Genomic DNA, 25,009 nt, shown 5'->3' with positions numbered 1-25,009 from the left:
AGTCGCGGTCAGACAGGGAGCGTCATGGCATGAAGCCACTGATTTTCATGGGAACGTCGTTGGAGGAACTGAAAGGCTTCCCGGAGCCGGCACGACGGGAGGCAGGGTTCGATTTATGGCAGGTCCAGATGGGTTTCATGCCGAGGGATTTCAAGCCGATGCCCATCGTCGGGCCCGGCTGTTTCGAGCTGAGAGTTCATGTGCGCGGCGAATGGCGCGTGATGTTTTGCGCCAGGCGCGCCGGAGCCGTATACGTTTTGCACGCGTTTGCCAAGAAGACACAGGCAACATCGAAGGGTGATATCGAGATCGCGCGCCGCCGTCTCGGATTTGTGAGGAAGCTTCATGAGTAAGGAAAAAAAATCGAAACGATCCGGCGGAAACGTGTTTGCGGATCTTGGCTTTCCGCCAGAGGAAGCGATGATTCTCGCCATGCGTGCCGATCTGATGAGCCAACTGCGATTGCTGATCGAAAAGAACAAATGGACCCAGCAGCAGGCGGCCGCCGAATTGCAGATAACCCAATCCAGGGTGAGCGATCTCACCCGGAGTAAATGGGAGAAATTCAGTCTCGACATGCTGCTCATCCTTGCCGCACGCGCAGGACTGCGGCCACAGATCAAACTGGCCAGAGCCGCGTAGCCGCTTCTCACCCGATACCATTTCCCGGATCAATCCATGACCCGCCTTAGCCCGCTCGCCGGCAAGCTTCTGCCGCACAACCTGCTCGTCGATATCCCGAAGCTCATCACGGCGTATTACGCCGTCAAACCGGACGTCACCGTTCCCGCACAACGCGTGGCCTTTGGCACCTCCGGGCATCGTGGCGTCTCGTTCGATGGCAGCTTCAACGAAGCGCACGTGCTTGCGATCAGCCAGGCGATCTGCGAGTACCGCAAGTCGAAGGACATCGACGGTCCGTTGTTCCTCGGCTTCGATTCGCACGCGCTGTCCGCGCCGGCGTTCGCGAGTGCGCTCGAAGTGCTCGCGGCGAATCACGTCGAAACCCGCATTGCGGCGAAGGACGAGTACACGCCGACGCCGGCCATCTCGCAGGCCATCCTCGTCTTCAATCGCGGCCGCGAGCGTGGCCTGGCAGACGGCATCGTCATCACGCCTTCGCACAATCCGCCGGATGGCGGCGGCTTCAAGTACAACCCGCCGAACGGCGGCCCGGCCGACACCGACGTCACCAAGTGGATCGAGCAGCGCGCCAACGCGATCATCGAAGCGGGATTGAAAGATGTGCGTAGGGTGACGCTCGCTCAGGCGCGCGCTGCGTCGACCACGCGCGAATACGATTTCCTCGGCACCTATGTCGACGATCTCGCCAACGTCATCGACTTCGAAGTGATCCGCGGCGCCGGTCTGCGCATGGGCGTCGATCCGCTCGGCGGCGCCGGCGTGAATTACTGGGGGCGCATCGCCGAGCAGTACAGACTGCCGCTCGACATCATCAGCACCGAAGTCGATCCGACCTTCCGTTTCATGACGGCCGACTGGGACGGGAAGATTCGCATGGATCCGTCGTCCTCGCATGCCATGCAGCGGCTCATCGGCATGAAGGACCGCTACGACATCGCCTTCGCCTGCGATACCGATCACGACCGCCACGGCATCGTCGCCGCGAGCTGCGGCCTGATGCTGCCGAACCAGTATCTCGCCGTCATGATCGACTACCTGTTCCAGAACCGGCCGCAATGGCGCGCCGACAGCGCGGTCGGCAAGACGCTGGTCAGCAGCAGCATGATCGATCGCGTCGCCGCCAATCGCGGCCGCGGGCTTTACGAAGTGCCGGTCGGCTTCAAGTGGTTCGTCGATGGCCTGGTGAGCGGTGCGCTCGGTTTCGGCGGCGAAGAGAGTGCCGGCGCCTCCTTCCTGCGTCGCGACGGCGGCGTGTGGACCACGGACAAGGACGGTCTCGCGCCCGCGCTGCTGTCGGCGGAGATCACCGCGCGCACCGGCAGCGATCCGGGCGAGTACTACGTCAAGCTGACGGAGCAGTTCGGTGCGCCGTCGTCGGATCGTGTCGATGCGCCTGCGACGCCGGAGCAGAAACAGAAGCTCTCGAAGCTGTCGCCGGCGCAGGTGACCGCCAGCGCCATGGCCGGCGAGAAGATCGAAGCGGTGCTGGATCGCGCACCAGGCAACAATGCCGGCCTGGGCGGTATCAAGGTGATGACGAAGAACGCCTGGTTCGCGGCGCGGCCGTCGGGTACCGAGAACATCTACAAGGTCTACGGCGAAAGTTTTCTCGGCGAGGATCATCTGCGCCAGGTGCTGGAAGAAGCGCAGCAGGTGGTCAACGCGGCGCTCGGTTGAGTTCTTCTGATCCCTTCCCCCGCGGGCGGGGGAAGGTCGGATGGGGCCGTCTTGGAACAACAGCAGGGGCATCCACCATGCGAGCAATAGCCATTCTGGTTTTCGCCACGTTCCTGAACGCCTGCGCCACTCCCGGCGTTGCGCCCCGCGAATTCCTCGACGAACAGACTGCCGCCACCATCACCGTCGTCGCCGAGCCCGTGATCTTCGTCGGCACATCGTCCCTGGCGGCGCGCGTCGATCGTCCCCGCAGCGAATTCGGCGCCACCGGCAATCGCGACTACCTCGAGCTGTACGGCATCGACGTCAATCGCATGGGCAGTCATCAGCAGTACTTCGTCGTCCAGAAATGGCTCGGCGACAAGGGCGCCAGCGTAACTGCCGTATTGGAACTGCAAACCGGCGAGGGCGCCGTCGAGTTGCGTTCGACCGATGAAGACCTGCGCAAGCTCGGCCTGTCCGGTCCGATCGCTCCAGAGTTCTCGAAATCGTCGCAGTGGTGGTACTTCCCCACCGACACCGCAACGTTGCGTCGTGTCGCCGGCGCGAGCGGCCTCGTCGCGAATCTGACGGTTGGCGATCAGCGCACGGCGTATGCACTGTTCAGCGATGGACGCGCGCAACTCGGCGCGTTGGCGTCGGCGCTGCCGTAGCCGGCGGTCATTCCAGCGCAGAGGAATCCGTGGGCGCCGATTCTCCCGACAGCGCCTGCAGGTATCGAGGAAAGTCCGACACATTGTTGTGATCGGCAGCCGGGATGCGTACGAAGGCGACTATCCCGGGCGGAAACGCCGCGGCGAGTCTTTTGGAACTGTCGTTGGGGATGATCCAGTCGTTTCCGGCGACCACGATCGTCGTCGGAACCGACACGCGGCTCGCGTAACGCCAGGATTCGTACTTGTCCCGCAGGAGGAGCCGCACAGGAAACAGCCGGAACTGCCTGCGGGCAAGTTCGGCGAGACTGTCGTAGGGCGTGACGAGTACCAGCCGGTCGATGCGTTTCGAAGCGGCGATCTGGACCGCGATCCCGCTGCCGAGACTGCGCCCGATGACGAGAATCTTCGGGTGCGTCTTCGCAATCAGATCGTAGAGCGCGCCTGCGTCGTCGATCAGCGCGCGTTCGGACGGCGATCCGCCGCTGCCGCCATAGCTGCGGTAGTGCATTGCGTAGACGGCGGCGCCAGGGAAAGCCCGGCTCAGCGAGCCGATGGTTCCCGAGACATCCTCGGCATTTCCGCCGAAGTACAGAACCGCGTCGCTGCTCGCAACGTCGTTGAAAGAGACGACGATCCGTGCGTCATCCCGTTGAAGAACGAAAGACGGCACGTCGACGGTACGAGCAACGGGATAGTAGATGTAGGAGCGCTGGGAGACGTACAGAAGCCCGCAGATCGCCGCGTAGATTCCGCCGGCGATCAGGACGCCGAATGCGAGGAACTGGAGAACTGGCTTCATGGAGCGTTTCGAATCCGTCACTGCTGCCGCGCGAACCCGATGTGCGTCATTGTGCGGGCACACTACTTCCCGAGCTTCGCCGCCGCCCGCGCCGTCGGATTCGGCGTCGGCGCGCCGATCTTCCGCAGCGTGTTGCGATCGGTATGGTGGAAGGGTTCTGCCAGTCCGGGAACGATCAGCACGGTGTCCTGTTCGTAGGACCAGGTTCCGTCGGCGTTGATCGACACCGTGATGGTGTAGCTCTCGGTCCTGAAGGCGTATTCCAGGAAGGGGTTCGACACGATTCCATTCGTTTCGGACCCGCGCACTGCCTGAAGCTGGAAGGTCTTTGCGTCCGCCGCGGCGCGGCCCACGGCCATCGCCGCCTGTCCACGCGGAATCGAGAGCGTCTGGATCACGGTGCCCGTCGCCGGTTCCCAGAGCCAGTAACCCACCTGGTCGTGGAAGGTCTCGACGTCGTCGGGTTTGACGATCCGCGTGTGGTATCGCAAGCCGTAGAACAGTTGCGGTCCGTTGGTCTGTGCATCGATCGGCTGCAGTTCCATGTGCTCGATAAAGCCCTGTCTTTCGGGACCATCGGCTTTCGGATTGACGTCGAGGCCCTGCGTGCCCGTCCAGATACCCGCCATGGCGGTGAGCGGCCCCAGATTCGCGAGCGTGTCGACGTCCGGTTCGGGTTCGGTGTAGATGTCCCTGGGGAAATTTTCCATGCGCTGGTCGGATCTCTGCGTAGATCTTCAGCACATTGCCATCCGGATCGCGGAAGAACAACGTCCTGATTTACATCACGGACGTTCCCACGACTCGACCTCACCGGCCCGCACTTTGAACAGCGGATGAGGTTGCGGTGTTTCCGTGGTTCGCCATTGCCGATGAAGTGCCGGGCTGCGTTGTTTCAGCTTGCCCAGCAGATGCTTCCATTCATACGACATCTGACCGGTGGTCACGGCAAGGCTTGCGCGCCGGCGAGCTGGCCTGATCTTGCGTTCGTCGAACGAGTAACCGCGAGCCACGGACTCTGCGTGAATGGCCCGCAGATACAGCGAGATGGCCGAGAGCGGCGCAGGGTGATTCCGGAAACGGTCGAGCTGCGGATGATGGCGATAGCCGCGCGTCTCTCCGCGCAGCACGGCCTGCGCCAGCAACGTTTCGCGCCAGAGTGCGACGAGACCTTGAGGGTCGAGATACCTGGGATGCAGCGACCACAGGCGCATCTACGCATCAGCCGGCAAGGCAGAGGACCACAAACGGCACGAGGTTGAAGAACAGAATCGCGAGCTTGTATGCCGCCATGCCGCCGTAGTGGATGGCATCGAACGAGGCGTCCGACAGCCGGAACCATCGGCCGTGCAGGCGCTGCAGCCAGCCTCGCGCGAAAACGAACACGAAAAACCAGACGAACAGGACGGCGTAGTTGAGCGCCAGCGACCAGAGCAGGAAGCGATGGACGAAGTCGACATTCATCACGATGTTCTCCGGAACGGATTTCGCCTGGAAGGGTGTCGGGCCAGGAGGATTCGTATCACCGGGCGCATTCGCGCGCAATCAGCCTGCCGAGCCGTGCGATGCCGTCTTCGATCTTCTCCTTCGGCACCGTGACGAACGACAGCCGCAGGGTGTTGTGCTGCGGATCGTTGGCGAAGAACGGTGCGCCGGGGACGAAGGCGATCTTTTCCTCGGCGATGGCCTTGTCGAGGAGCTGCATCGTGTCGATGTGTTGCGGCAGCCGCACCCAGATGAACATGCCGCCTTCGGGCTCGTTCCAGGCGCAGCCCTGCGGGAAGTGCTGCTGCATGGCATCGAGCATGGTGCGGCACTGATGCGCATAGAGTTCGCGGATCTTCGGAATGTGCTGGTCGAGAAAACCGTCCTTGATGACTTCGTGCACGATGCGCTGCGTGAAACTGGGGGTGTGCAGATCGGCGGCCTGTTTGGCCTGCACCAGTTTGCGCGCCAGTTCGGTCGGCGCGATCAGGTAGCCGACGCGCAGGCCAGGCGCGAACACCTTCGAGAACGATCCCATGTGCACGACGCCATCCGGATTCATCGACCACAGGCTCGGCAATTGTTCGCCGCGATACGAAAGCGCGCCGTAGGGATCGTCTTCGACCAGCAGCAGGCCGGCTTGCGCCGCCGTCTCGATCAGATCCTTGCGACGCTGCACCGGCATGCGCCGGCCGGTGGGATTCTGGAAATTCGGCAGGCAATACATGAAGCGTCCGCCGTCGGTGAGCTCGCGGGTCATCGCGGTCGTGAGCGGTCCCTGATCGTCCGACGGCACGGACACGAACGCCGGCTCCGACAGCGAGAACGATTGCAGCGCACCGAGGTACGTCGGTGTTTCCACCAGCACGCGGCTGTCGACATCGATCAGCACCTTGCCGAGCAGATCGAGCGCCTGCTGCGAGCCTGTCGTGATCATCACCTGATCGACATCGATGCGAACGCCGTGGCGGGCGTGACGCTGCACGACCCACTCGCGCAGCGGCAGGTAGCCTTCCGTCGGCCCGTACTGCAATGCCGGCGACGGCGCCTGCGTGAGGATCGAATCGCAGGCACGACGAATCTGCTCGACCGGAAACGTCGCCGCGGAAGGCAGACCGCCGGCGAAGGAAATCACGTCGGGCCGTTCGGTGACTTTGAGGATTTCGCGGATGGCCGAGCTGGTGAGCTTTTGCGCGCGCTGCGAGAGAGTCCAGGTCATGGGATCGCTCAGGAGAGGGTAAGCGGGCAGCTTACGGGAGAGTCGCGCCGGGACGTAGCGCCAGAATCGCGGCGCCTGCGCCGGTACAGTGGCGCAGAGCGAGTGTGTACAACGCTCATCTGCCTCTTGTGTAGGTCAGGCTTCTGTAGGTCAGGCTTCAGCCTGACTCGTTAGTCTGGCCGGCTGAAGCCGGCCCCACAGGAAGAAGGGGAACCGGACGCTGGCTCCGGCGGCCTGCGCGCCGTGGCTCCTCCGGGCGATGCATCGATGCGCCGCCGCATCGATCATGCATACAGTCCCCTCGTCGATGTATGGAGCTTCCCGTGCGTTCAACCTTCCTGCCTATCTTCATCGCGCTGATTCTCGCTGCGACTGTCGCCCCCCGTGCGGTCGCGCATGCGTCGGCCAACGAACAGTTGTCCATCGCGATCGTGTCGAGTGATGTCGCGCTGGCGCGTTCGGCCATTCAGGCCGGTGCCGACGTGAACGCCGATCTGGGCGACGGACGCACGCCGCTGATCGTTGCGGCGATGTCGACCAAGCCGCTGGCCGTCAAGCTGTTGCTGGAGCACGGCGCAGATCCGAACCGGCGTGCGGTCGACGGTGCGATCGGCAACGCGTTGACCGCGGCCTTCTTTGCCATGAACGGTGCACGGCTCACTGGCCGCGTCGACGAACCCGAACCCGCGAAGCGCGCCGAGGCGATGATCGTGCTGCGACTGATCGCAGCGAGTCATCCGGATTTCGATGTGATGGTGAGCCGCGGCCCCACGCGTGTTTCCGCGCTCATGATCGCCGCAGAAGCGGGTGCGCCGGACGTGGCGAAGGTGCTGCTCGATGCCGGCGCTTCGCCCAACTTCGCCAACGACGGCAGGTTCACCGCGATCGACTACGCCGTCGCTCGCGCGCCGGTGTGGTCGCAGTCGACTGCGCAGGATCGCGTGGAAGTTGCGCGGCTCCTGCTGGCCGCCGGCGCGCAGCCGCTGCGCAAAAGTGCCGATGGTCTCAATTCCGTGGAGCGCGCCCGCAAGAGCGGCAATGCAGCGATGGTGGCAATGCTGACGGCGGCGCGCTGATTCGCCGCCCTGATTCGCCACTTTGGGAAACGCGTCCGCTATGGCTTCTTCTGTTCCGTCCGGGCCCGTTCCTCCTCGCGTGCCCCCGCGAGGATGCCCGGCAGCGCGTAGTTCCCTTCGTGGCATGCGTATTCGTAGATCGGCTCGTCGATGCGGTTGAAGGGCAGTTCGCCGGTGTACGGCGCGGTGAATGTCGCCGGGTCCTCGACCGTGAAGCGATAGAGGATCACATCGGGACCCGTGCGGGTGAACCGTTCCGTCACCTTCAGCTGATCGGAAGCGCCACGATAGGGTCCCAACGGCGAGGCCTGCGCCAGCTGCGTCGGATGAATGTTCGTCGTTTCGACCACGAGCGTGTCGCCTTCCCAATGTCCTATCGAATCGCCGAACCAGGGACGAACCTGCGCCGGAGCGTGTTGGGTGGCTCCCAGCCGGATGATGCGCGCGTCGTGGATCATCTCCGTCATGATCAGGACATGGTCCTTCGTCTGCACGATGGTGTAGTTGTTGTTGTAGAAGTAGTTCGGCAGCATCGGCGGGCCGGCGTTCGATCCGAATGAAGTGATGCAGCGGTCGGAGAGCGATCTCACTTCCGGGCCGTCGAACTCGCCCGACTGCTTCGCCAGCGCCATGCGTTCCGACGTGCGCTGTCGGGCTGCGGCGGTCAGCGGCGGCAGGCGGCCGTTGGCTGGATCGACGATGATGGAACTGCGCGCGACGCCGTCGATACGAATGACTCTGTGACCCGGGTCCAGCCAGAAACCGTTGTAGCCGCCGACCACGCCGCCGGCCGCCTGCGCGAGTCGCTCGACGAATGTCGGTTCTCCCGGCACGTCCGCCAGTTCGTTGCTGCCTCCCTTGACTGCCACTTCTCCGGGTTCCGTCGGTCGATCGCGGAATTCCTCGACGTCGTGAGCGCGCTTTTCGAGCGCGGCCGCCTGTTCGTCGGTCAGCGTCGGTCCCTGATTGCCCATCCGTTCGAAAGGCGTCTGGGTTTCATTGCTCCAGTTGCCCTGCAGGTCGGGTTTTCCATCGAAAGTGCGCGGCACGACCCAGGGTTTGTCCGGGGCCTTTGCCGGCGCTTGCGCGCCGGCCGGAGCAAAGGGGATTGCCGCGAGACTCCACGCCACAGCGAGCAGGCCCGCGGGCGAACGTCTTCCGGATCGTGAGGAGGTTGCGCTTTTCATGGGATGAGCCTGCATTGGCTGCCGCAGTCCGCATGCTAGTGGGCCGCGAGGCGACGAACAAGAACGGACACGTTGCCTCGTCATCGGGTAGGGTCGGGTCCATGACTGTCGATCACCGGCGACTGCAGCAACTCGCTACCCGTTCCGCGTTCTTCATTCCCGGCTTCATCATTGCGTGCTGGGCGCCGCTGGTGCCGTTCGCCAAGGAACGCGCGTCGCTCGACGATGCCACGCTCGGGTTGCTGCTTCTGTGCCTGGGTCTGGGTTCGCTGGCGGCCATGCCGATCTCCGGAGTGCTGGCCGCACGGTATGGCTGCAGACCGGTGATGGTCGCGACAGCGACGATCATGGTGCTGGCCTTGCCCATGCTGGCCGTCGTCGCGACGCCCTTCGCGATCGGCCTGGTCCTCCTGATGTTCGGTGCCGCCATCGGCGGGATGGACTGCGTGATGAACATCCAGGCAATCGCGGTGGAGCGTGAATCAGGCCGCTCGATGATGTCGGGATTTCATGCGTTCTACAGCATCGGTGGCCTGGCCGGAGCCGCCGGCGCTGCGCTGCTGCTGTCGCTGGGAGCAGGTATCGTCACGACAACGATCATCGCGTCGCTCTGTGCCATCGCGATCGCGCTGCCATCGATGCGCGCGTGGCGTTCGGAGCGGGCGCCGCGAGGAGAGCCCGTGTTCGCGTTGCCCAGGGGCGTGGTGATCCTGATCGGACTGGTCTGTTTCGTCTCGTTCCTGGCCGAAGGCGCCATGCTCGACTGGAGCGCCGTGTTCCTGCATGAAGTGCGATCGGTCGATCTGTCGCATGCGGGATGGGGCTTCGTGGCATTCAATCTGGCGATGACCGTCGTGCGGCTGCTCGGCGACGGCATCGTCGATCGTCTCGGCCGTGCGCGGACCGTTCTGGTCGGCGGCATCACCGCAAGCGCCGGTTTGCTGCTGGTCATCGGGATGGCCGACTTCGGCGCCAGTCTCGTCGGCTTCGCCTTGATGGGAACGGGATGCGCGAACATCGTCCCGGTCATGTTTACCTATGCCGGACAGCAAACCAGCGTCCCGCACAGCATCGCGATCCCGGCCGTGACGACGATGGGCTATGCCGGAGTCCTCATGGGTCCGGCGTTGATCGGCTTCGTTGCCCAGCAATGGTCGCTTTCAGTGGCCTTCTTCATCACCGCGGTGTTCATGGCGATCATTGGATTCATCGGTGCTGCGATGAAGGTTCGTTGAAGCCAGACGCCGGCTACCCGCGTCGCGCCGCTTCGATCGCAGCGACATCGATCTTTCCCATTTTCATCATGGCATCGAAGGCGCGTTTCGCGACGGCACGATCGGAACTGGTGACGGCTTCGATCAGTACGCGCGGCGTGATCTGCCAGGACAGGCCCCATTTGTCCTTGCACCAGCCGCAGGCGCTTTCGGTGCCGCCATTGCCGACGATGGCATTCCAGTAGCGGTCGGTCTCGGCCTGGTCTTCGGTGATGATCTGGAACGAAAACGCTTCGCTGTGCTTGAAGGTCGGGCCGCCGTTGAGGCCGATGCAGGGCACGCCGACCACGGTGAAATCGACCGTGAGCACCTGTCCTTCCTTGCCGTCCGGATAGTCGCCGGGGGCGCGGTGGACCGCAGTCACGGCGCTGTCAGGAAAAGTCCGGGCATAGAACCGCGCGGCTTCTTCGGCGGCGTCGTCGTACCAGAGGCAAATCGCATTCCTGGCCATTGTCGGTCTCCGTTCGTGCGTCGATGGATGGGGCTGTCAGGAAGAATGACGAAGTGGCGAGGCGGGATCCGACAATGAAGTGAAAAATGAGAAGTCAGGAATTTTCCGTGTCACCCATCGCGTGACCAGCCGCTGGCATCGCGCTGCAGTTGCTCCCGCGCCGCGACGTACTCCGCTTCCAGCCGATCCACGAGTTCGCTGACCGGCGGCACGTCGTGGATGCCGGCGACGCTCTGGCCGCTGCCCCAGATGTCGCGCCAGGCTTTTGCCTTCTGCCCGCCGCCGCTGGCGAAGTTCATCCTGCTCTTGTCGGCTTCGGGCAGCGCGTCAGGATCCAGGCCCGCATTGACGATACTCGATCGCAGGTAGTTGCCGTGCACGCCGGTGAAGAGGTTGGTGTAGACGATGTCCTCGGCATGGCTGTCGACGATGGCCTGCTTGTAGGCATCGACGGCGTTCGCTTCCCTGCTGGCGATGAAGCGTGTGCCCATGTAGGCGAAGTCCGCGCCGAGCGCCTGCGCCGCGAGAATGCCGGCGCCGGTGGAGATCGCACCGGAAAGAATGATGGTGCCGTCGTAGAACTCGCGTACCGCAGTGAGCAGTGCGAACGGCGACAGCGCGCCCGCATGACCGCCAGCGCCGGTGCATACCAGGATCAGTCCGTCGACACCCGCCTGCAGCGCGCGCCTGGCGTGCTTGATGTTGGTGACGTCGTGATAGACGAGTCCGCCGTAGGAGTGCGCCGCCTCGACCACGGCATCGGGCGCCTGCAGGCTGGTGATCCAGATCGGCACCTTGTGGCGCACGCAGACTTCGATGTCGTGGGCGAGGCGGTTGTTGGAGCCGTGCACGATCTGGTTGACCGCGAACGGCGCGACGCGACGGCCGGGGTGTTCGCTTCGATACGCGTCCAGTTCGGCGCGGATGCGGATCAGCCATTCCTCCAGCGCCGGTTCCGGCCGTGCATTCAGCGCGGGGAATGCGCCGACGATGCCCGCCTTGCACTGTGCGATGACCAGTTCGGGCGAGGAGACCATGAACAGCGGCGATCCGATCACGGGCAATCGCAGCGAACGGCGCAGGGAATCGGCAATCGCCATGGGCAACCTCGGGAAGCGGACGGGTCGCCGAAGAATACTTCTTCTCTTCCTGTGGGGCCGCTTCAGCCGGCCTCTTGAGGAGTCAGGCTGAAGCCTGACCTACAGAAGAAAGGAGCCTCTTGTCTCCGATCGGGTTTGGTGCCATTTTGTCTGAGTTATTTTGATCCGGGGCTGCTTGTGGAGTTCGGCAAACTGGCGGACGGAACGGCGATCGACGCCGTCGAGCTGTCCAACGGGCGCATCTGCGCCCGCATCATCGCGCTGGGGGCGGCTCTCCAGTCGCTGCAGGTGCCCGATCGCAACGGCAAGCCGGGTGATGTCGTCCTCGGCTACGCCACGGCGGCCGAATATCTTGCGAAGCCGCAGTACTTCGGTGCGACCGTGGGCCGCTATGCCAATCGCATCCGCGGCGGCCGGTTCTCGCTCGACGGCAAGTCCTACCAGCTCGCCGCCAACGACGGCCCGAACCATCTGCACGGCGGCGTGAAAGGGTTCGACAAGGCCGTGTGGAAGATCGATGCAGTGAACAGCGGTTCGCCGGCGAGCGTCGCGCTGAGCCATGTGAGTCCGGACGGCGACGGCGGTTTTCCCGGCACGCTCGAGGTCACGGCGACGTATTCGTTGAACGAGAAAAACGAGCTGAGCCTGGAGTACAGGGCGACCACCGACAAGCCGACCGTGCTCAACCTCACCAATCACAGCTACTTCAATCTCGCCGGCGGCGGCGACATTCTCGGCCATCGCCTGACATTGCTCGCGGATGCGTACACGCCGGTCGATGCCACGCTGATCCCGACGGGCGAACGCCGCAACGTCGCCGGCACACCGTTCGATTTCCGCCAGCCGCGCGCGATCGGCGAACGCGTGCGCGACGGCCACGACGAGCAGATCCGCTTCGGTCGCGGCTACGATCACAACTACGTCCTGCGCGACGAGGCGGGCACGCTGCGGCGGGCGGCGAAGCTCGAAGATCCGGCCTCCGGACGCGTGATGGAGTTGCTGACCGCCGCGCCGGCCGTGCAGTTCTATTCGGGCAACTTCCTCGACGGCACCAGCATCGGCAAGGGCGGTCGCATCCATCGCCAGGGCGATGCGCTGTGCCTGGAACCGCAGGTGTTTCCGGATTCGCCGAATCACGCAGATTTTCCGTCGGCGCGCCTGAATCCGGGCGACACTTATACCAACGTGATCGTCTACCGCTTCTCGACCGCGGGCCGCTGAAGGTCTGCCGTTTCAGGACCGTGACATTGCAATGACAGCATCGAATTCTTCCGCCTCCGGCCGTCGCCTGCGTTCGCGCGCCTGGTTCGACGATCCCGCCAACGCCGACATGACCGCGCTCTATCTCGAGCGCTACATGAACTTCGGCCTGACGCTGCAGGAACTGCAGTCGGGCAAACCGATCATCGGCATCGCGCAGACGGGCAGCGACCTGTCGCCGTGCAATCGCCATCACCTCGTGCTCGCCGAACGCGTGCGCGAAGGCATCCGCGAAGCCGGCGGCATCGCCATCGAATTTCCCGTGCATCCGATCCAGGAAACGGGCAAGCGTCCGACTGCCGGTCTCGATCGCAATCTCGCGTATCTCGGCCTGGTGGAAGTGCTGTTCGGCTATCCGCTCGACGGCGTCGTGCTCACCATCGGCTGCGACAAGACCACGCCCGCGTGCCTGATGGCGGCGGCGACGGTGAACATTCCCGCCATCGCGCTGTCCGTCGGGCCGATGCTGAATGGCTGGTACAAGGGCGAGCGCACCGGCTCGGGCACGATCGTGTGGCGCGCGCGCGAACTGCTCGCTGCCGGCCAGATCGACTACCAGGGATTCATCAAGCTGGTCGCGTCTTCGGCGCCGTCGACCGGTTACTGCAACACCATGGGCACGGCCACGACCATGAACAGCCTGACCGAAGCGCTCGGCATGTCGCTGCCGGGTTCGGCGGCGATTCCCGCGCCGTATCGCGATCGTCAGGAATGCGCGTACCTCACCGGCAAGCAGATCGTCGAAATGGTGGCGGCCGATCGCAAGCCGTCCGACATCCTCACGCGCGAGGCGTTCATCAATGCGATCCGCGTCAACTCCGCGATCGGCGGCTCGACCAATGCGCCGATTCATCTGAATGCGCTGGCGCGCCACATCGGTGTCGAACTCGCCATCGACGACTGGCAGAAGTACGGGCTCGACATTCCGCTGCTGGTGAACCTGCAGCCGGCGGGCGAATACCTGGGCGAGGACTACTACCGCGCCGGCGGCGTTCCGGCGATCGTGTCCGAACTCATGAAGCAGGGATTGATCAACGAAGCGGCGCTGACGGTGAACGGCAGGTCCATCGGCGAGAACTGCCGCGACGCCAGCATCGCCGAGGAAGCCGTGATCCGTCCGTTCGACACGCCGCTCAAGTCGAAGGCCGGCTTCACGGTGCTGCGCGGCAACCTGTTCGATTCCGCGATCATGAAGACCAGCGTGATCTCGCAGCCGTTCCGCGAGCGCTATCTGTCGAACCCTGACGATCCTGATGCGTTCGAAGGTCCTGCGGTCGTATTCGACGGACCAGAGGACTATCACAAGCGCATCGACGATCCATCGCTCGGCATCACCGACGCGACGCTGCTGTTCATGCGCGGCGCCGGTCCGATCGGTTATCCCGGCGCCGCCGAAGTGGTCAACATGCGCCCGCCCGCGTACCTGATCACGGCGGGCATCCACAACCTGCCGTGCATCGGCGACGGTCGCCAGTCGGGCACGTCGGGCTCGCCCTCGATTCTCAATGCATCGCCTGAAGCTGCGGCGGGCGGTGGCCTCGCCTTGCTGAAGACCGGCGATCGCGTGCGCATCGACCTGAAGCGCGGCGAGGCGAACATCCTCATCAGCGACGAAGAACTCGACGCGCGCCGCAAAGCGCTCGAAGCCGCGGGCGGCTATCCGATTCCCGCGAGCCAGACGCCGTGGCAGGAAATGCAACGCGCCACCATCGGCCAGGCCGACACCGGCGCGGTGCTGGAGAACGCGGTGAAGTACCAGAAGATTGCGCAGACGATTGGTGTGCCGAGGCACAATCATTGAGGAAGGCTACAGGGGACAGGCTACAGGCTACAGGCTACAGGCTACAGCCTGAGTCGGATCCCTTCTGGCTGTCGCCTGTCGCCTGTCGCCTATCGCCTGACCCCCTATGCCCTACACCCTCATCGCTCCCCAGATCCGCTGCCAGCTCGGTGAAGGTCTGCTCTGGTCGGCGCGCGAGAACGCGGTCTACTGGGTCGACATCATCGGCCAGAAGCTGCATCGCTATGTGTTGTCGAGCGCCGATACGACGTCATGGTCGATGCCGGAGAAGACCGGCTGGATCGTCGAACGGCGCGACCGGCCTGGCTTCATTGCGGGCATGCAGAGCGGATTCGTCGAACTGACGCTCGATCCGGTGACGGTGCGGCATATCGCGGATCCCGAGCCGCATCTGCCGGGCAATCGCATGAACGACTGCTGCGTCGATCGTCGCGGGCACCTCTGGGCAGGCACGATGGATGTGCCGATCGAGCAGGTCACGGGTTCGCTGTACCGGCTCGATGCCGATCACAACGTCACGCATCACGACAGCGACTACCTCATCACCAACGGTCCGGCGTTCAGCCCTGCGTGCGATCGCATGTATCACAACGATACGGGGCGCAGCGTGGTGTATCGCTTCGATGTCGCTGCCGATGGCAGTCTCTCCAACAAGCGCGAGTTCATCCGCTTCCCCGAAGCGTGGGGCGTGCCCGATGGCATGACGGTCGATGCGGAAGGTTTTCTCTGGATCGCGCAATGGGGCGGCGGCGGGATCAGCCGCTTCACGCCCGAGGGTCAGCGCGACCGGTTCGTGCCGCTGCCGGCATCGCAGATCACCAATGTCGTGTTCGCCGGCGAGAAGCTGGATCGGCTGTTTGCAACGTCGGCAGCGGATGGCAAGCCGGATGAGGCGCTCGCCGGATCGTTGTTCGAAGTGGATGCGGGCGGGGTGAAGGGACTGGCGCCGCATCTGTTTGCGGGCTGAGCCTCTTTGTCTTCTGTGGGGCCGGCTTTAGCCGGCCTTCTGAAGAAGTCAGGCTGAAGCCTGACCCACAGGAAGAGCCAGAATCCTTCTCACTCCACCGTCAACACCACCACCGACTTCGGCGGCAGGTTCGCGACGATCTGGTCGCCCTTGCGCTGCGCCTTGAACTCCGCCGGCTTGACCGCGTTCGGCCGGTCGAAGGTGTTGTGCGCATCCATCGCGTTCGCCGTCAGCACACGGCCCGACACCTTGCCGGCCGTTGCGCCTGCGATCTTCGTCGTGAGCACCGCGCCGCGATTCGGATCGCTGTTCACCAGCGCGACGTACAGCCTGCCGTCCGTGCCCTTCGCCGCGGAGACATCCACCGCCGGGATCGACCAATCGCCATGCGTGTACTGCGGCGACTTGAACTCGGCGGGCAGGAACGTCGCATCCTGGAACGGCACGTACATCTCGAACACGTGATAGGTCGGCGTCAGCACCATCTTCTCTTCTTCCGTGAGGATCATGGCCTGCAGCACGTTCACCATCTGCGCGATCGCCGTCATGCGCACGCGTTCGGCGTGACGATGGAAGATGCTGAGCGACAGCGCCGCGACCTGCGCATCGCGCAGCGTGTTCTGCTGCCACAGGAAGCCGGGATTGCGGCCGGGTTCCGGGTCGTACCAGGTGCCCCATTCGTCGACGTACAGGCCGACGCGCTTGCCCGGATCGTACCTGTCCATGATCGCGGAGTGCTTCGTCACCAGTTCGTCCATGCGCAGCGCGTTCTTGAGCGTCGACGCCCACTGGTCTTCGGGGAAGCCGGTCGACTTGCCCTTGTCTTCCCAGCGTCCCGGGACGGTGTAGTAGTGCAGCGAGTACGCCTCCATGTGGCGCGCGGCCTGCGACAGCATCACTTCCGTCCAGTAGTAGTCATCGACGTTCGCGCCGCTCGCGATGCGCTCGGGCCTGTTGTCGCGCGGCGCGCGGATGAAGGTCTGGAACTGGCGGTACTGGTCCGCGAAATATTCCGGACGCATGTTGCCCCCGCAGCCCCAGGTTTCGTTGCCGACGCCGAAGTACGGCAGACGCCAGGGTTTCTCGCGACCGTTCCTGCGACGCATTTCGGCGAGCGTCGATTTCGTGTCGGACGTGATGTACTCGACCCACTCCGACATCTCCTGCGGCGTGCCGGAACCGACGTTGCCGGCGACGTACGCATCCGCGCCGATCAGTTCGGCGAAGTCGAGAAACTCGTGCGTACCGAAGGAATTGTCTTCCTCGACGCCGCCCCAGATCGTGTTGATCTTGACCGGCCGCCGGTCGCGCGGACCGATGCCGTCGCGCCAGTGATATTCATCGGCAAAGCAGCCGCCGGGCCAGCGCACCACCGGGACTTTCAGCTGCTTGAGCGCCGCGACGACGTCGTTGCGATAGCCGCGCGTATTCGGAATTTTCGAATCCTCGCCGACCCACACACCGCCGTAGATGCCGTACCCCAGGTGCTCGGCAAACTGGCCGTAGATGTTGCGATTGATCTTCACGCCCGGCTGGTCGGCGCGAATCGTCACTGCCACTTCCACAGGCTTCGCGCTCTGCGCTGCCGCCTGCATCCCCACCAGCGATGCCATCGCCATCGCTGCTGCAATCGTCTTTCGCATTTCTTCTCCTGATCGAAGAGGAAGAGGTTTCACACGGAGATCACGGAGGGCACGGAGGAGAAGAAGAGAATTTTCCACGGGGGACACGGGGAACACGGGGTCTCGGAGCGGAAATCTTCTTTCCCCGTGCTCCCCGTGTTCCCATTCTTCCCCCGTGGAAATTCTCTTCTCCCTTCCGACCCTCCGTGGCCTCCGTGATCTCCGTGTGAAACCTCCGATTCTTCACTCCACGAACGGCGCGACGACGACACGTCGTCCGCACATGAAGGCGTCGGCAACGAGCTGGAAAGGCGTGACGTCGACGTCGATCTGATGCGAGCGCACGAGTTCTGCGAACCGCGCGTACAGATTCGGGTATTCGCGATCTGGCGCTTCGATGGGCGGATCGTCATTGATGCGCAGCACCGAGCCGCCTTTCGAGAGCACGAGGCGGCCGTCGTCGGTGTCGACGACGATGTCCCAGGTCTGCGGGCCGGTCTGCAGGAAATCGAGATCCATGCACACGTCGGTGCCGGACTCGTTGGCGAGCTGCAGCGTGGCTGCGACGGGCGCTTCGCAGTTCGATGGAAAGGCCAGCTGCGCATCGCGCAGTACCAGGTTGCCCGGCAGGATGCGGGTGATGATCGACATCGCATTGATGCCGGGATCGAACACGCCGAGACCGCCGGCCTTCCAGATCCAGGTCTGGCCCGGGTGCCATACGCGCACGTCTTCCTTCCAGGTGACGACGACCTTGCGGACGTTGCGTCCCGCGAGCCACCGACGCGCCGGTTCGACGCCGGCCGCTTCGCGCGAATGCCAGGTGGCCTGCAGCGCCACGCCCTTCGACTTCGCCAGTTCGACCAGCGCGCTGACTTCATTGAGCGTCGCACCGGGTGGCTTTTCCAGCATCACGTGGCGGCCCTGCGCCAGCGCAAATCGCGCGATGTCGTAGCGGATCTGCGGCGGCGTGCAGATCGCGAGTGCATCGAGGTCCGGTACCCCGGCAATCAGTGCCTGCACATCCGGAAAATTCTTCACCCCGTCGAGCTTGTGATGCGGGCTCGCTGCGGCGACCAGCTCGAACGCCGCGTTGCCGGCAATGGCCGGTACATGCTGATCGCGTGCAATCTTGCCAACGCCCACCAGTGCGATCTTGATCTTGTTCATGTCTTGATGTTTCAGAGAAGAAGGTTTCACACGGAGAAGAGAAAGGATTTCACACGGAGATCACGGAGCAGAAGAAGAGAATTTTCCACGGGGGACACGGGGAACACGGGGTCTCGGAGCAGAAATTTTCTTTCCCCGTGCTCCCCGTGTTCCCATTCTTCCCCCGTGGAAATTCTCTTCTCCATCTCCGTGTGAAACCTTCTTTCTTCACAACGCACCCACCGCAACGTCCGAAGCAGCGACGCGCCGCAGCGGATTGCGCAGCGCGAGCGCGAACGGCGGTGCCGAGATCTCGAACACGTCGCCTGCCTCGGTCCTGATGCCGTCGGCGAACGACAGCGTCGCGGTGCCGAAGAAATGCACATGCACGTCGCCGGGACGGCGGAACAGCGCGTACTTGAAATGGTGATGTTCGAGATTGGCGAGCGTGTGCGACATGTGGGTCTCGCCCGTCAGGAACGGCTTCTCCCAGATCGCCTTGCCGTCGCGCAGCAGGCGGCTGGTGCCGCGCACGTCCTGCGGCAGTTCGCCGGTGAGCAGTTCGGCGCCGAGCGCGGCGTGGCGCAGCTTCGAATGCGCGAGCCACAGGTAGTTGCCGCGCTCGGTGACGTGATCGGAGAACTCGTTGGCGAGGCAGTAGCCGAGACGGCGCGGATTGCCGCGCTCGTCGATGAGATAGAGGCCGGCGATCTCGGGTTCTTCGCTGCCGTCGAGCGCAAAAGCCGGCGAGGGCAGGGCGGCCCCGGGGCTGACGACGTTGTCGCCATTGCCCTTGTAGAACCACTCGGGCTGCACGCCGACCGCGCCGGCCGCGGGTTTGCCGCCTTCGACGCCCATCAGGAACATGCGCATGGAGTCGGTGACGTTGCCGGCCGCGGCGGCCTTGTGCATCGTGTCGCGGCCTTCGGCGGAGCCGAGGTGCGTGAGGCCGGTGCCGGTGAGATACAGATGCGCGGGATCGGGATGATCGATCGGCGGCAGGAGGCGGCCTTCGCGCTCGGCGGCTGCGAGGTCGATCGATTCGTTGCTCAGTCGCGAGATGGCGAGTGCATTCAGCGTCGTCGATTGCGCGATTGCCTGGCGCGCGAGTTCGTAGATCGTTGCGACGCCTTCGAGGCGGCGTGCGCTGTCGTCATCCGCGGCGGCGACGCAACGGGTTCCGGCGGATGTGTTCAGCTGTATCAGGCGTAGCGACATCGATCATGCCCTTGCAACTCGGCAAGAGCCGGCTAAAGCCGGCCCCACAGTCGGACAGGAATCAGCCCATCCCTCTTCCTGTAGGTCAGGCTTCAGCCTGACTCCTCTCAGTCCACCCGGTACACGCCGGAGGCCGGCTGAAGCCGGCCCCACAGTCAGAGAAGAATCCTCTTCCTGTGGGTCAGGCTTTAGCCTGACTCTTCCCTAGTCGACCTTGTAAACCCCATCGACCCTGCGCGGCCGCTTCGGCGCATCCGCCTTCAGCGGCGCCGGCAGCAGCGCCTCCGGAAAATCCTGGTAGCACACCGGTCGCAGAAACCGTTCGATCGCCAGCGTGCCGACCGACGTGCTGCGTCCATCCGACGTCGAGGGATACGGCCCGCCGTGAACCATCGCGTGACTGACTTCCACACCGGTGGGCCAGCCATTGACGATGAGGCGTCCGGCCTTGCGTTCGAGCGTCGGCAGCAGGCGCTGCACCACGGCGATGTCCTTGTCGGTGAGCTGCAGCGTCGCGGTGAGCTGGCCTTCGAGATGTTCGAGCACGCGCACGAGCTGTGCGTCATCGGTACAGCGCACGAGCAGCGACGAGGCACCGAACACTTCCGCCATCACGTCTTCGTACTTCAGTGCGTCGTCGCCCGAGATGGCGAACAGCGCGCCGCGGCCGCAGTTGACGCCAGGCTTGTCTTCGCCGCGTGCCAGCGTGGCGACACTGGCGTGCTGCTCGAGCTGATCGACACCCTTCACGTAGGCGCTGTGAATGCCGGAGGTCAGCATCACCTGCGGTGCCGAGCCCTGCAGCGCGGCGCTGGCCGAGGCGACGAAGCGATCGAGTGCCGGACCTTCGAGCGCCAGCACCAGGCCGGGATTCGTACAGAACTGACCGGCGCCCAGCGTGAGCGAACCGACGAATTCCTTGCCGAGCGCTTCGGCGCGCGTGGCCAGCGCGTCCGGGAGCAGAACGACGGGATTGATGCTGCTCATTTCCGCGTACACCGGAATCGGTTCCGGCCGCTCGCTCGCGATCTTCATGAGGGCGAGGCCGCCGGCGCGCGAACCCGTGAAGCCGACCGCTTTCACATGCCGATGCGCGACCAGTCCGCCGCCGAGCGCGCGCGAATTGCCGTTCAGCAGCGAGAACACGCCGCCCGGCAGGTTGCAGGCTTTCACTGCGGCAGTGATGGCGCTCGCCACCAGTTCGCTGGTGCCGGGATGCGCGGAATGGCCCTTGACGATGACGGGACAACCGGCGGCGAGCGCAGCGGCCGTATCGCCGCCCGCCACGGAAAACGCGAGCGGAAAGTTGCTGGCGCCGAACACGACGACCGGACCGAGCGGAATCCTGCGCATGCGCAGGTCCGGTCGCGGCAGCGGCTTGCGATCGGGCAGCGCCGGATCGATGCGCAGTCCCATCCAGCCGCCCTTGCGCAACTCGTCTGCAAACAGCCTGAGCTGATTGCACGTGCGGGCGCGCTCGCCAGTGAGCCGCGCCAGCGGCAGGCCGGATTCGGCATGCGCGCGCTGCAGCAGCTCATCGCCCAGCGCCATGATCCGGTCGGCGGCAGTCTCGAGGAATTGCGCGCGCAGTTCGGGATCGAGTTCGCGATAGGTGTGAAAGGCCGACCATGCCAGTTCGCAGGCCTGATCCACTTCGGCCGGACCTGCGGCACTGAATCCCGGCGCCAGCGCTTCGCCGGTCGCCGGGTTGTAGGCGGGAAAGGTCTCGGTCTTGCGCACTCGCGTGCCGCCGATCAGCAGTTCTCCGGAAATGGTCATCACGACTCCTCGCCTGCGGCCCGCGATCCGGTTGCAGGTGTCTATATAACTCAGACAATATAACACGGCCAGGCGCCGCCCCGTCGATGGACGGCAATCTCTGGTAGCGATAACACCGGCCGTGTGCCTACCATACGCCGCCGGTGGCGCGGCTCAACTGCGCGCCGGTCGGGGGATACCACGCGAGGGTTCGCCGGTCATCGGTGACTGTCGCGCTGGCCGGATGTTTCGACAACAACGAGCAGGACGGCACGCATGACCGGTACCGCAGTTTCATTCGCAGGGCTCGACTGGGCCGTGGTCGGCCTCTACTTCATCGCCAACACCGCCATCTGCGTGTGGTGTGCGCTGATGAAGGAAAAGAACACCGAGGACTACTTTCTCGCCAGCCGCAGCGCTGGCTGGATCCTGATCGGTTCCTCCATCTTCGCGTCCAACATCGGCGCGGAGCATCTGATCGGCCTGGCCGGATCGGGCGCCGATTCAGGCGTGGCCTTCGCTCACTGGGAACTGCACTCCTACCTGGTGCTGGTGCTCGGCTGGGTATTCGCGCCCTTCTATCTGCGCGCGAAGATCTTCACCACGCCGGAATTCCTCGAGAAACGCTACACGCCGGCGACGCGCACGGTGCTCTCGGTCATCTTCCTGGTCAGCTACATCCTCACCAAGGCGTCGGTGACGATCTTCGCCGGCGCCTTCGCGATCCAGACCATTCTCGGCTACCAGCACGTCGACCTGCCGCTCCTCGGCGAGACGGATTTCTTCTGGTTCGCCGCGTTCTCGCTGGTCATCATCACCGGCGTCTTCGTGGTACTCGGCGGCATGAAGTCGGTGCTGTGGACCGAAGCGATGCACGTACCGGTACTGCTCGCGGGTTCGACCGTGCTGCTGTTCGTCGGCCTGAACGCCATCGGCGGCATGGATGCGCTGCGCGCCGCCAATCCCGAAACGATGCATCTGTGGCGGCCGCTGTCGACCACGCCGGAAACGCAGGGATTCCCGGGATTCCTGTTCGATCCGAGCAGCACGCCGTGGCTCGGCGTGCTGCTGTGCTCGCCCATCATCGGCCTGTGGTACTGGTGCACGGACCAGTACATCGTGCAGCGCGTGCTGACCGGCAAGAGCCTGAAGGAATCGCGTCGCGGCACCATCTTCGCTGCCTATCTGAAGCTCACGCCGCTTTTCATCTTCCTGCTGCCCGGCATGATCGCGGTGGCGCTGTACAAGCAGGGCGCGCCGGGATTCGAAAGCATCGGCGACAATCCGCAGGGCGCGTTCCCGGTGCTGGTTTCCAGCCTGCTGCCGGTCGGCCTGCGCGGGCTGGTGCTGGCGGGCATGCTGTCGGCGCTCATGAGCGCGCTCGCCTCGCTGTTCAATTCCACGGCGACGCTGTTCACCGTCGACTTCTACAAACGACTGCGGCCGCAGTCGTCGGAGAAGCACCTGGTGAACGTGGGACGCCTTGCGACCGCGGGCGTCATCGTGCTCGGCATGCTGTGGATTCCGTTCCTGCAGGATCTCGGCAAGGGCCAGCTCTACACCTACCTGCAGCTGGTGCAGTCGCTGCTCGCGCCATCGATCGCGGCGGTGTTCATGCTCGGTATTTTCTCGAACGGCGTCACGCCGAAGTCGGGCCTGGTCGGCATCAGCACCGGCTTCGTGCTGGGCATGCTGCGCCTGATTTTCCAGGCGACTCACGAGATGTACGGCATCGAATGGCCCGGCTTCATCCAGACGCTGGTCGACATCAACTGGCTGTACTTCAGCTTCCTGCTGTTCGTGTTCACCTGCCTGGTGATCTTCGCCGTCAGCATGGTCACGCCGAAGGCGCCGCCCGAGCAGATCGCCGGCATCACCTACAAGACGGCCACCGCCGCGCAGCTGGCAGAGGAACGCGATGGTTACGGGTTCTGGGAGATTTTCCACACGGTGGTGATCGTGGGGATCATCGTGTGGATCTATATCTACTTCTGGTGATCGGCGACCGTTCTTCTTCTTGCTGTGGGGCCGGCTTTAGCCGGCCAGAAGCGTCAGGCTGAAGCCTGACCTACAGTCGGAGGCCGGCCCCGCAAAATCGGGCTTCAGCCGGCTTTCCCCGCCTTCTTCGGCTTCCGCGCATTCGTCGTATCGAGGAAGGCGAGATCGACCAGGTTCATCATGGCCTTGTGTGCCGCCGCAGGGTCCGACGCCCTCACGGCTTCGTACACCTTGCGATGATCCGGCACCGGGTCGCGCGCGAGCGGGTTCTCGCGCTGCTTGAAGATGGTGGTCCAGGACACTGCGGCGCCGACGCCGGTCGTGAGCGTTACCAGAAACGCATTGCCGCTGGCGCTCAGCAGCGCGGAATGGAACTCCTGGTCGGCGAGCCGGCCCGCTTCTTCGGCCAGCGTGTATTTCGCCATGCCGTCCAGGGCGCGCGACATCGTTTCCAGGTCGGCTTCGCTGCGGCGCTGCGCCGCCAGCGCTGCGGCCTCGGGCTCGATGATCCGGCGCAGTTCGAACAGGTTGTGCAGCAGTTTCTCGTCCGGCTCGAACTCGAAAATCCACGACAGCACATCGGGATCGAGCAGGTGCCAGCGCTCCGGCTGGCTGACTTTCGTGCCGACTTTCGGCCGCGATTCGACCAGCCCCTTCGCCGCGAGAATGCGCACCGCTTCGCGATAGGCGCCGCGCGAGACATGCAGGCGATCGCTCGCCGCGATCTCGCCGTTCAGCAGTTCGCCGGGCTTGTAGCGACCCGAGACGATGAGGATGCCCAGATCGCGCGCGATCGTTCCGTGCAGGCGCAGCGACCGGCGGCGCGCACGCACGTTCGATTTCTGCGCTGATCGGATCGAAGCTGCTGCAGGCGCCGAATCGTTCGAGGATTTTTTCTTCCGTGCCATGGCCGGTTAATTTAGTCGTGCATCCGACCACCGGCAACAGCGCGACTTGGCGCTGCGGGCGTCGCAAAAGGCCGCGATGGCCGTCGCGTATCAAAGTAATGTCAGACAATACGACGAAAACTCCCGGCCGTGCGCCGGCCACTTTCCCGCGGTACGAGGCGATACTTCCCGCCGGCCTGATCTGGCGTAGTGGTGCGGCGGTTTCTGCCCGAGGAGAAAGAGATGATCGACGACGAACGCGAGATTCGCGCGCTGGTGGCGACGTGGCTGGAAGCCACCAGGGCAGGCGACACACAGAAGGTGCTGTCGCTGATGACCGATGACGTGGTGTTCCTGCAGCCCGGACATCTCATGCGCAAGGCCGATTTCGCGGCGGCGGCGCAGGCCCAGTCCGGTGCGGGCGCGCCGCAGATCGACGGCACCAGCGAGATCCAGGAACTCAAGGTGCTGGGCGACTGGGCCTTCCTGTGGTCGAAACTCAAAGTCGATGTCACGCCCGCCGCAGGCCGGCCGACGACACGCGCCGGTTACACGCTCACTCTGTTCGCCAAACAGAACGGACGCTGGCTGCTGGCGCGCGATGCGAATCTGCTCGTTCCCGTGGAGGCCGGCTGAACCTCAATGGCATAGCGTCTTTTCTGCTGTAGGTCAGGCTTTAGCCTGACTCTTCAGCGGCCGGCTAAAGCCGGCCCCACAGCAAGGCAAGAGCCCCCACAGCAAGGCAAGAGCCCCCACAGCAAGGCAAGAGCCCCCACAGCA

General features: G+C 64.2%; 24 protein-coding genes. 11 read left to right on the top strand and 13 right to left on the bottom strand.

What is annotated here, in order from left to right:
* Window positions 1–29 precede the first annotated feature (29 nt).
* The 4 genes from V7D81_RS15610 (at window position 30) to V7D81_RS15595 (ending at window position 2,975) form a co-directional block, all read left to right on the top strand.
* On the top strand, window positions 30–353 hold the full coding sequence (locus V7D81_RS15610) for a type II toxin-antitoxin system RelE/ParE family toxin (protein ID WP_324317895.1): 324 nt from the start codon (window positions 30–32) through the stop codon (window positions 351–353).
* Window positions 346–642 carry a helix-turn-helix domain-containing protein gene (locus tag V7D81_RS15605; RefSeq protein WP_324317893.1) on the top strand — a complete coding sequence of 99 codons (297 nt, stop codon included), beginning with the start codon at window positions 346–348 and terminating at the stop codon, window positions 640–642. Before V7D81_RS15610 ends, V7D81_RS15605 begins: the two co-directional genes overlap by 8 nt.
* Window positions 643–678: 36 nt before the next feature.
* A complete protein-coding gene (gene pgm, locus V7D81_RS15600) occupies window positions 679–2,322 on the top strand; it encodes a phosphoglucomutase (alpha-D-glucose-1,6-bisphosphate-dependent) (protein WP_324317891.1) in 1,644 nt (547 codons plus the stop codon).
* Between the two features lie 77 nt (window positions 2,323–2,399).
* On the top strand, window positions 2,400–2,975 hold the full coding sequence (locus tag V7D81_RS15595) for a hypothetical protein (protein ID WP_324317889.1): 576 nt from the start codon (window positions 2,400–2,402) through the stop codon (window positions 2,973–2,975).
* 7 nt (window positions 2,976–2,982) lie between these two features.
* On the opposite strand, the gene V7D81_RS15590 is transcribed toward V7D81_RS15595, so the two are convergent.
* The 5 genes from V7D81_RS15590 to V7D81_RS15570 all read right to left on the bottom strand — a co-directional run bounded on the left by V7D81_RS15590 (window position 2,983) and on the right by V7D81_RS15570 (window position 6,481).
* Window positions 2,983–3,777, bottom strand: coding sequence for an alpha/beta hydrolase (locus V7D81_RS15590; protein WP_324317887.1), 795 nt, complete (start codon window positions 3,775–3,777; stop codon window positions 2,983–2,985).
* A gap of 62 nt (window positions 3,778–3,839) precedes the next feature.
* Complete coding sequence (locus V7D81_RS15585) at window positions 3,840–4,487, bottom strand: FABP family protein (protein WP_324317886.1); 648 nt, start codon at window positions 4,485–4,487, stop codon at window positions 3,840–3,842.
* 75 nt (window positions 4,488–4,562) lie between these two features.
* Window positions 4,563–4,991, bottom strand: a complete 429-nt coding sequence (locus V7D81_RS15580; protein WP_324317884.1) for a pyrimidine dimer DNA glycosylase/endonuclease V — start codon at window positions 4,989–4,991, stop codon at window positions 4,563–4,565.
* Between the two features lie 7 nt (window positions 4,992–4,998).
* Window positions 4,999–5,241, bottom strand: coding sequence for a DUF6868 family protein (locus V7D81_RS15575; RefSeq protein ID WP_324317882.1), 243 nt, complete (start codon window positions 5,239–5,241; stop codon window positions 4,999–5,001).
* 58 nt (window positions 5,242–5,299) lie between these two features.
* Complete coding sequence (locus V7D81_RS15570) at window positions 5,300–6,481, bottom strand: aminotransferase-like domain-containing protein (RefSeq protein WP_324317880.1); 1,182 nt, start codon at window positions 6,479–6,481, stop codon at window positions 5,300–5,302.
* Between the two features lie 323 nt (window positions 6,482–6,804).
* On the opposite strand from V7D81_RS15570, the gene V7D81_RS15565 reads away from it, so the two are divergent.
* The gene (locus V7D81_RS15565; protein WP_324317878.1) at window positions 6,805–7,557 is read left to right on the top strand and encodes an ankyrin repeat domain-containing protein; all 753 of its coding nucleotides are present in this window, start codon (window positions 6,805–6,807) and stop codon (window positions 7,555–7,557) included.
* A 38-nt stretch (window positions 7,558–7,595) separates the two neighbouring features.
* Here the strand turns inward: V7D81_RS15565 and V7D81_RS15560 are convergent, their stop codons facing one another.
* Window positions 7,596–8,744 carry a hypothetical protein gene (locus V7D81_RS15560; RefSeq protein WP_324317876.1) on the bottom strand — a complete coding sequence of 383 codons (1,149 nt, stop codon included), beginning with the start codon at window positions 8,742–8,744 and terminating at the stop codon, window positions 7,596–7,598.
* A gap of 101 nt (window positions 8,745–8,845) precedes the next feature.
* On the opposite strand from V7D81_RS15560, the gene V7D81_RS15555 reads away from it, so the two are divergent.
* On the top strand, window positions 8,846–9,979 hold the full coding sequence (locus tag V7D81_RS15555; RefSeq protein ID WP_324317874.1) for an MFS transporter: 1,134 nt from the start codon (window positions 8,846–8,848) through the stop codon (window positions 9,977–9,979).
* Between the two features lie 13 nt (window positions 9,980–9,992).
* Here V7D81_RS15555 and V7D81_RS15550 read toward each other — a convergent pair whose 3' ends face one another.
* Window positions 9,993–10,469, bottom strand: a complete 477-nt coding sequence (locus tag V7D81_RS15550) for a VOC family protein (RefSeq protein WP_324317872.1) — start codon at window positions 10,467–10,469, stop codon at window positions 9,993–9,995.
* A 110-nt stretch (window positions 10,470–10,579) separates the two neighbouring features.
* Window positions 10,580–11,569 (bottom strand): NAD(P)H-dependent flavin oxidoreductase, encoded by a 990-nt coding sequence (locus tag V7D81_RS15545; RefSeq protein WP_324317870.1) that lies wholly within the window; start codon window positions 11,567–11,569, stop codon window positions 10,580–10,582.
* 177 nt (window positions 11,570–11,746) lie between these two features.
* On the opposite strand from V7D81_RS15545, the gene V7D81_RS15540 reads away from it, so the two are divergent.
* The 3 genes from V7D81_RS15540 to V7D81_RS15530 all read left to right on the top strand — a co-directional run bounded on the left by V7D81_RS15540 (window position 11,747) and on the right by V7D81_RS15530 (window position 15,597).
* The gene (locus V7D81_RS15540; RefSeq protein WP_324317868.1) at window positions 11,747–12,790 is read left to right on the top strand and encodes an aldose epimerase family protein; all 1,044 of its coding nucleotides are present in this window, start codon (window positions 11,747–11,749) and stop codon (window positions 12,788–12,790) included.
* Between the two features lie 31 nt (window positions 12,791–12,821).
* Window positions 12,822–14,630 carry an IlvD/Edd family dehydratase gene (locus V7D81_RS15535; protein ID WP_324317866.1) on the top strand — a complete coding sequence of 603 codons (1,809 nt, stop codon included), beginning with the start codon at window positions 12,822–12,824 and terminating at the stop codon, window positions 14,628–14,630.
* 106 nt (window positions 14,631–14,736) lie between these two features.
* Complete coding sequence (locus V7D81_RS15530; protein ID WP_324317864.1) at window positions 14,737–15,597, top strand: SMP-30/gluconolactonase/LRE family protein; 861 nt, start codon at window positions 14,737–14,739, stop codon at window positions 15,595–15,597.
* 89 nt (window positions 15,598–15,686) lie between these two features.
* Here the strand turns inward: V7D81_RS15530 and V7D81_RS15525 are convergent, their stop codons facing one another.
* From V7D81_RS15525 to V7D81_RS15510, 4 genes are all read right to left on the bottom strand, one after another.
* A complete protein-coding gene (locus V7D81_RS15525) occupies window positions 15,687–17,240 on the bottom strand; it encodes an alpha-N-arabinofuranosidase (RefSeq protein WP_324317862.1) in 1,554 nt (517 codons plus the stop codon).
* 222 nt (window positions 17,241–17,462) lie between these two features.
* Entirely contained in the window at window positions 17,463–18,389 is a 927-nt protein-coding gene (locus V7D81_RS15520; RefSeq protein WP_324317860.1) for a Gfo/Idh/MocA family protein, read from the bottom strand.
* A gap of 207 nt (window positions 18,390–18,596) precedes the next feature.
* Window positions 18,597–19,586 carry an AraD1 family protein gene (araD1, locus tag V7D81_RS15515; RefSeq protein ID WP_324317859.1) on the bottom strand — a complete coding sequence of 330 codons (990 nt, stop codon included), beginning with the start codon at window positions 19,584–19,586 and terminating at the stop codon, window positions 18,597–18,599.
* A gap of 204 nt (window positions 19,587–19,790) precedes the next feature.
* A complete protein-coding gene (locus V7D81_RS15510; protein WP_324317857.1) occupies window positions 19,791–21,365 on the bottom strand; it encodes an aldehyde dehydrogenase (NADP(+)) in 1,575 nt (524 codons plus the stop codon).
* 255 nt (window positions 21,366–21,620) lie between these two features.
* On the opposite strand from V7D81_RS15510, the gene V7D81_RS15505 reads away from it, so the two are divergent.
* Window positions 21,621–23,342, top strand: a complete 1,722-nt coding sequence (locus V7D81_RS15505; protein ID WP_324317855.1) for a sodium:solute symporter — start codon at window positions 21,621–21,623, stop codon at window positions 23,340–23,342.
* Between the two features lie 104 nt (window positions 23,343–23,446).
* Here the strand turns inward: V7D81_RS15505 and V7D81_RS15500 are convergent, their stop codons facing one another.
* Window positions 23,447–24,175 carry a FadR/GntR family transcriptional regulator gene (locus tag V7D81_RS15500; RefSeq protein WP_324317853.1) on the bottom strand — a complete coding sequence of 243 codons (729 nt, stop codon included), beginning with the start codon at window positions 24,173–24,175 and terminating at the stop codon, window positions 23,447–23,449.
* A gap of 297 nt (window positions 24,176–24,472) precedes the next feature.
* Between V7D81_RS15500 and V7D81_RS15495 the strand changes: the two genes are divergently transcribed.
* Complete coding sequence (locus V7D81_RS15495) at window positions 24,473–24,865, top strand: YybH family protein (RefSeq protein ID WP_324317851.1); 393 nt, start codon at window positions 24,473–24,475, stop codon at window positions 24,863–24,865.
* Window positions 24,866–25,009 lie beyond the last annotated feature (144 nt).

The sequence above is a fragment of the Povalibacter sp. genome (genome assembly GCF_036735925.1).
GTDB lineage: Bacteria > Pseudomonadota > Gammaproteobacteria > Steroidobacterales > Steroidobacteraceae > Steroidobacter.
The sequence above is the reverse complement of the archived record's forward strand: the minus strand, read 5'-3'. Positions and strand labels throughout refer to the sequence as shown.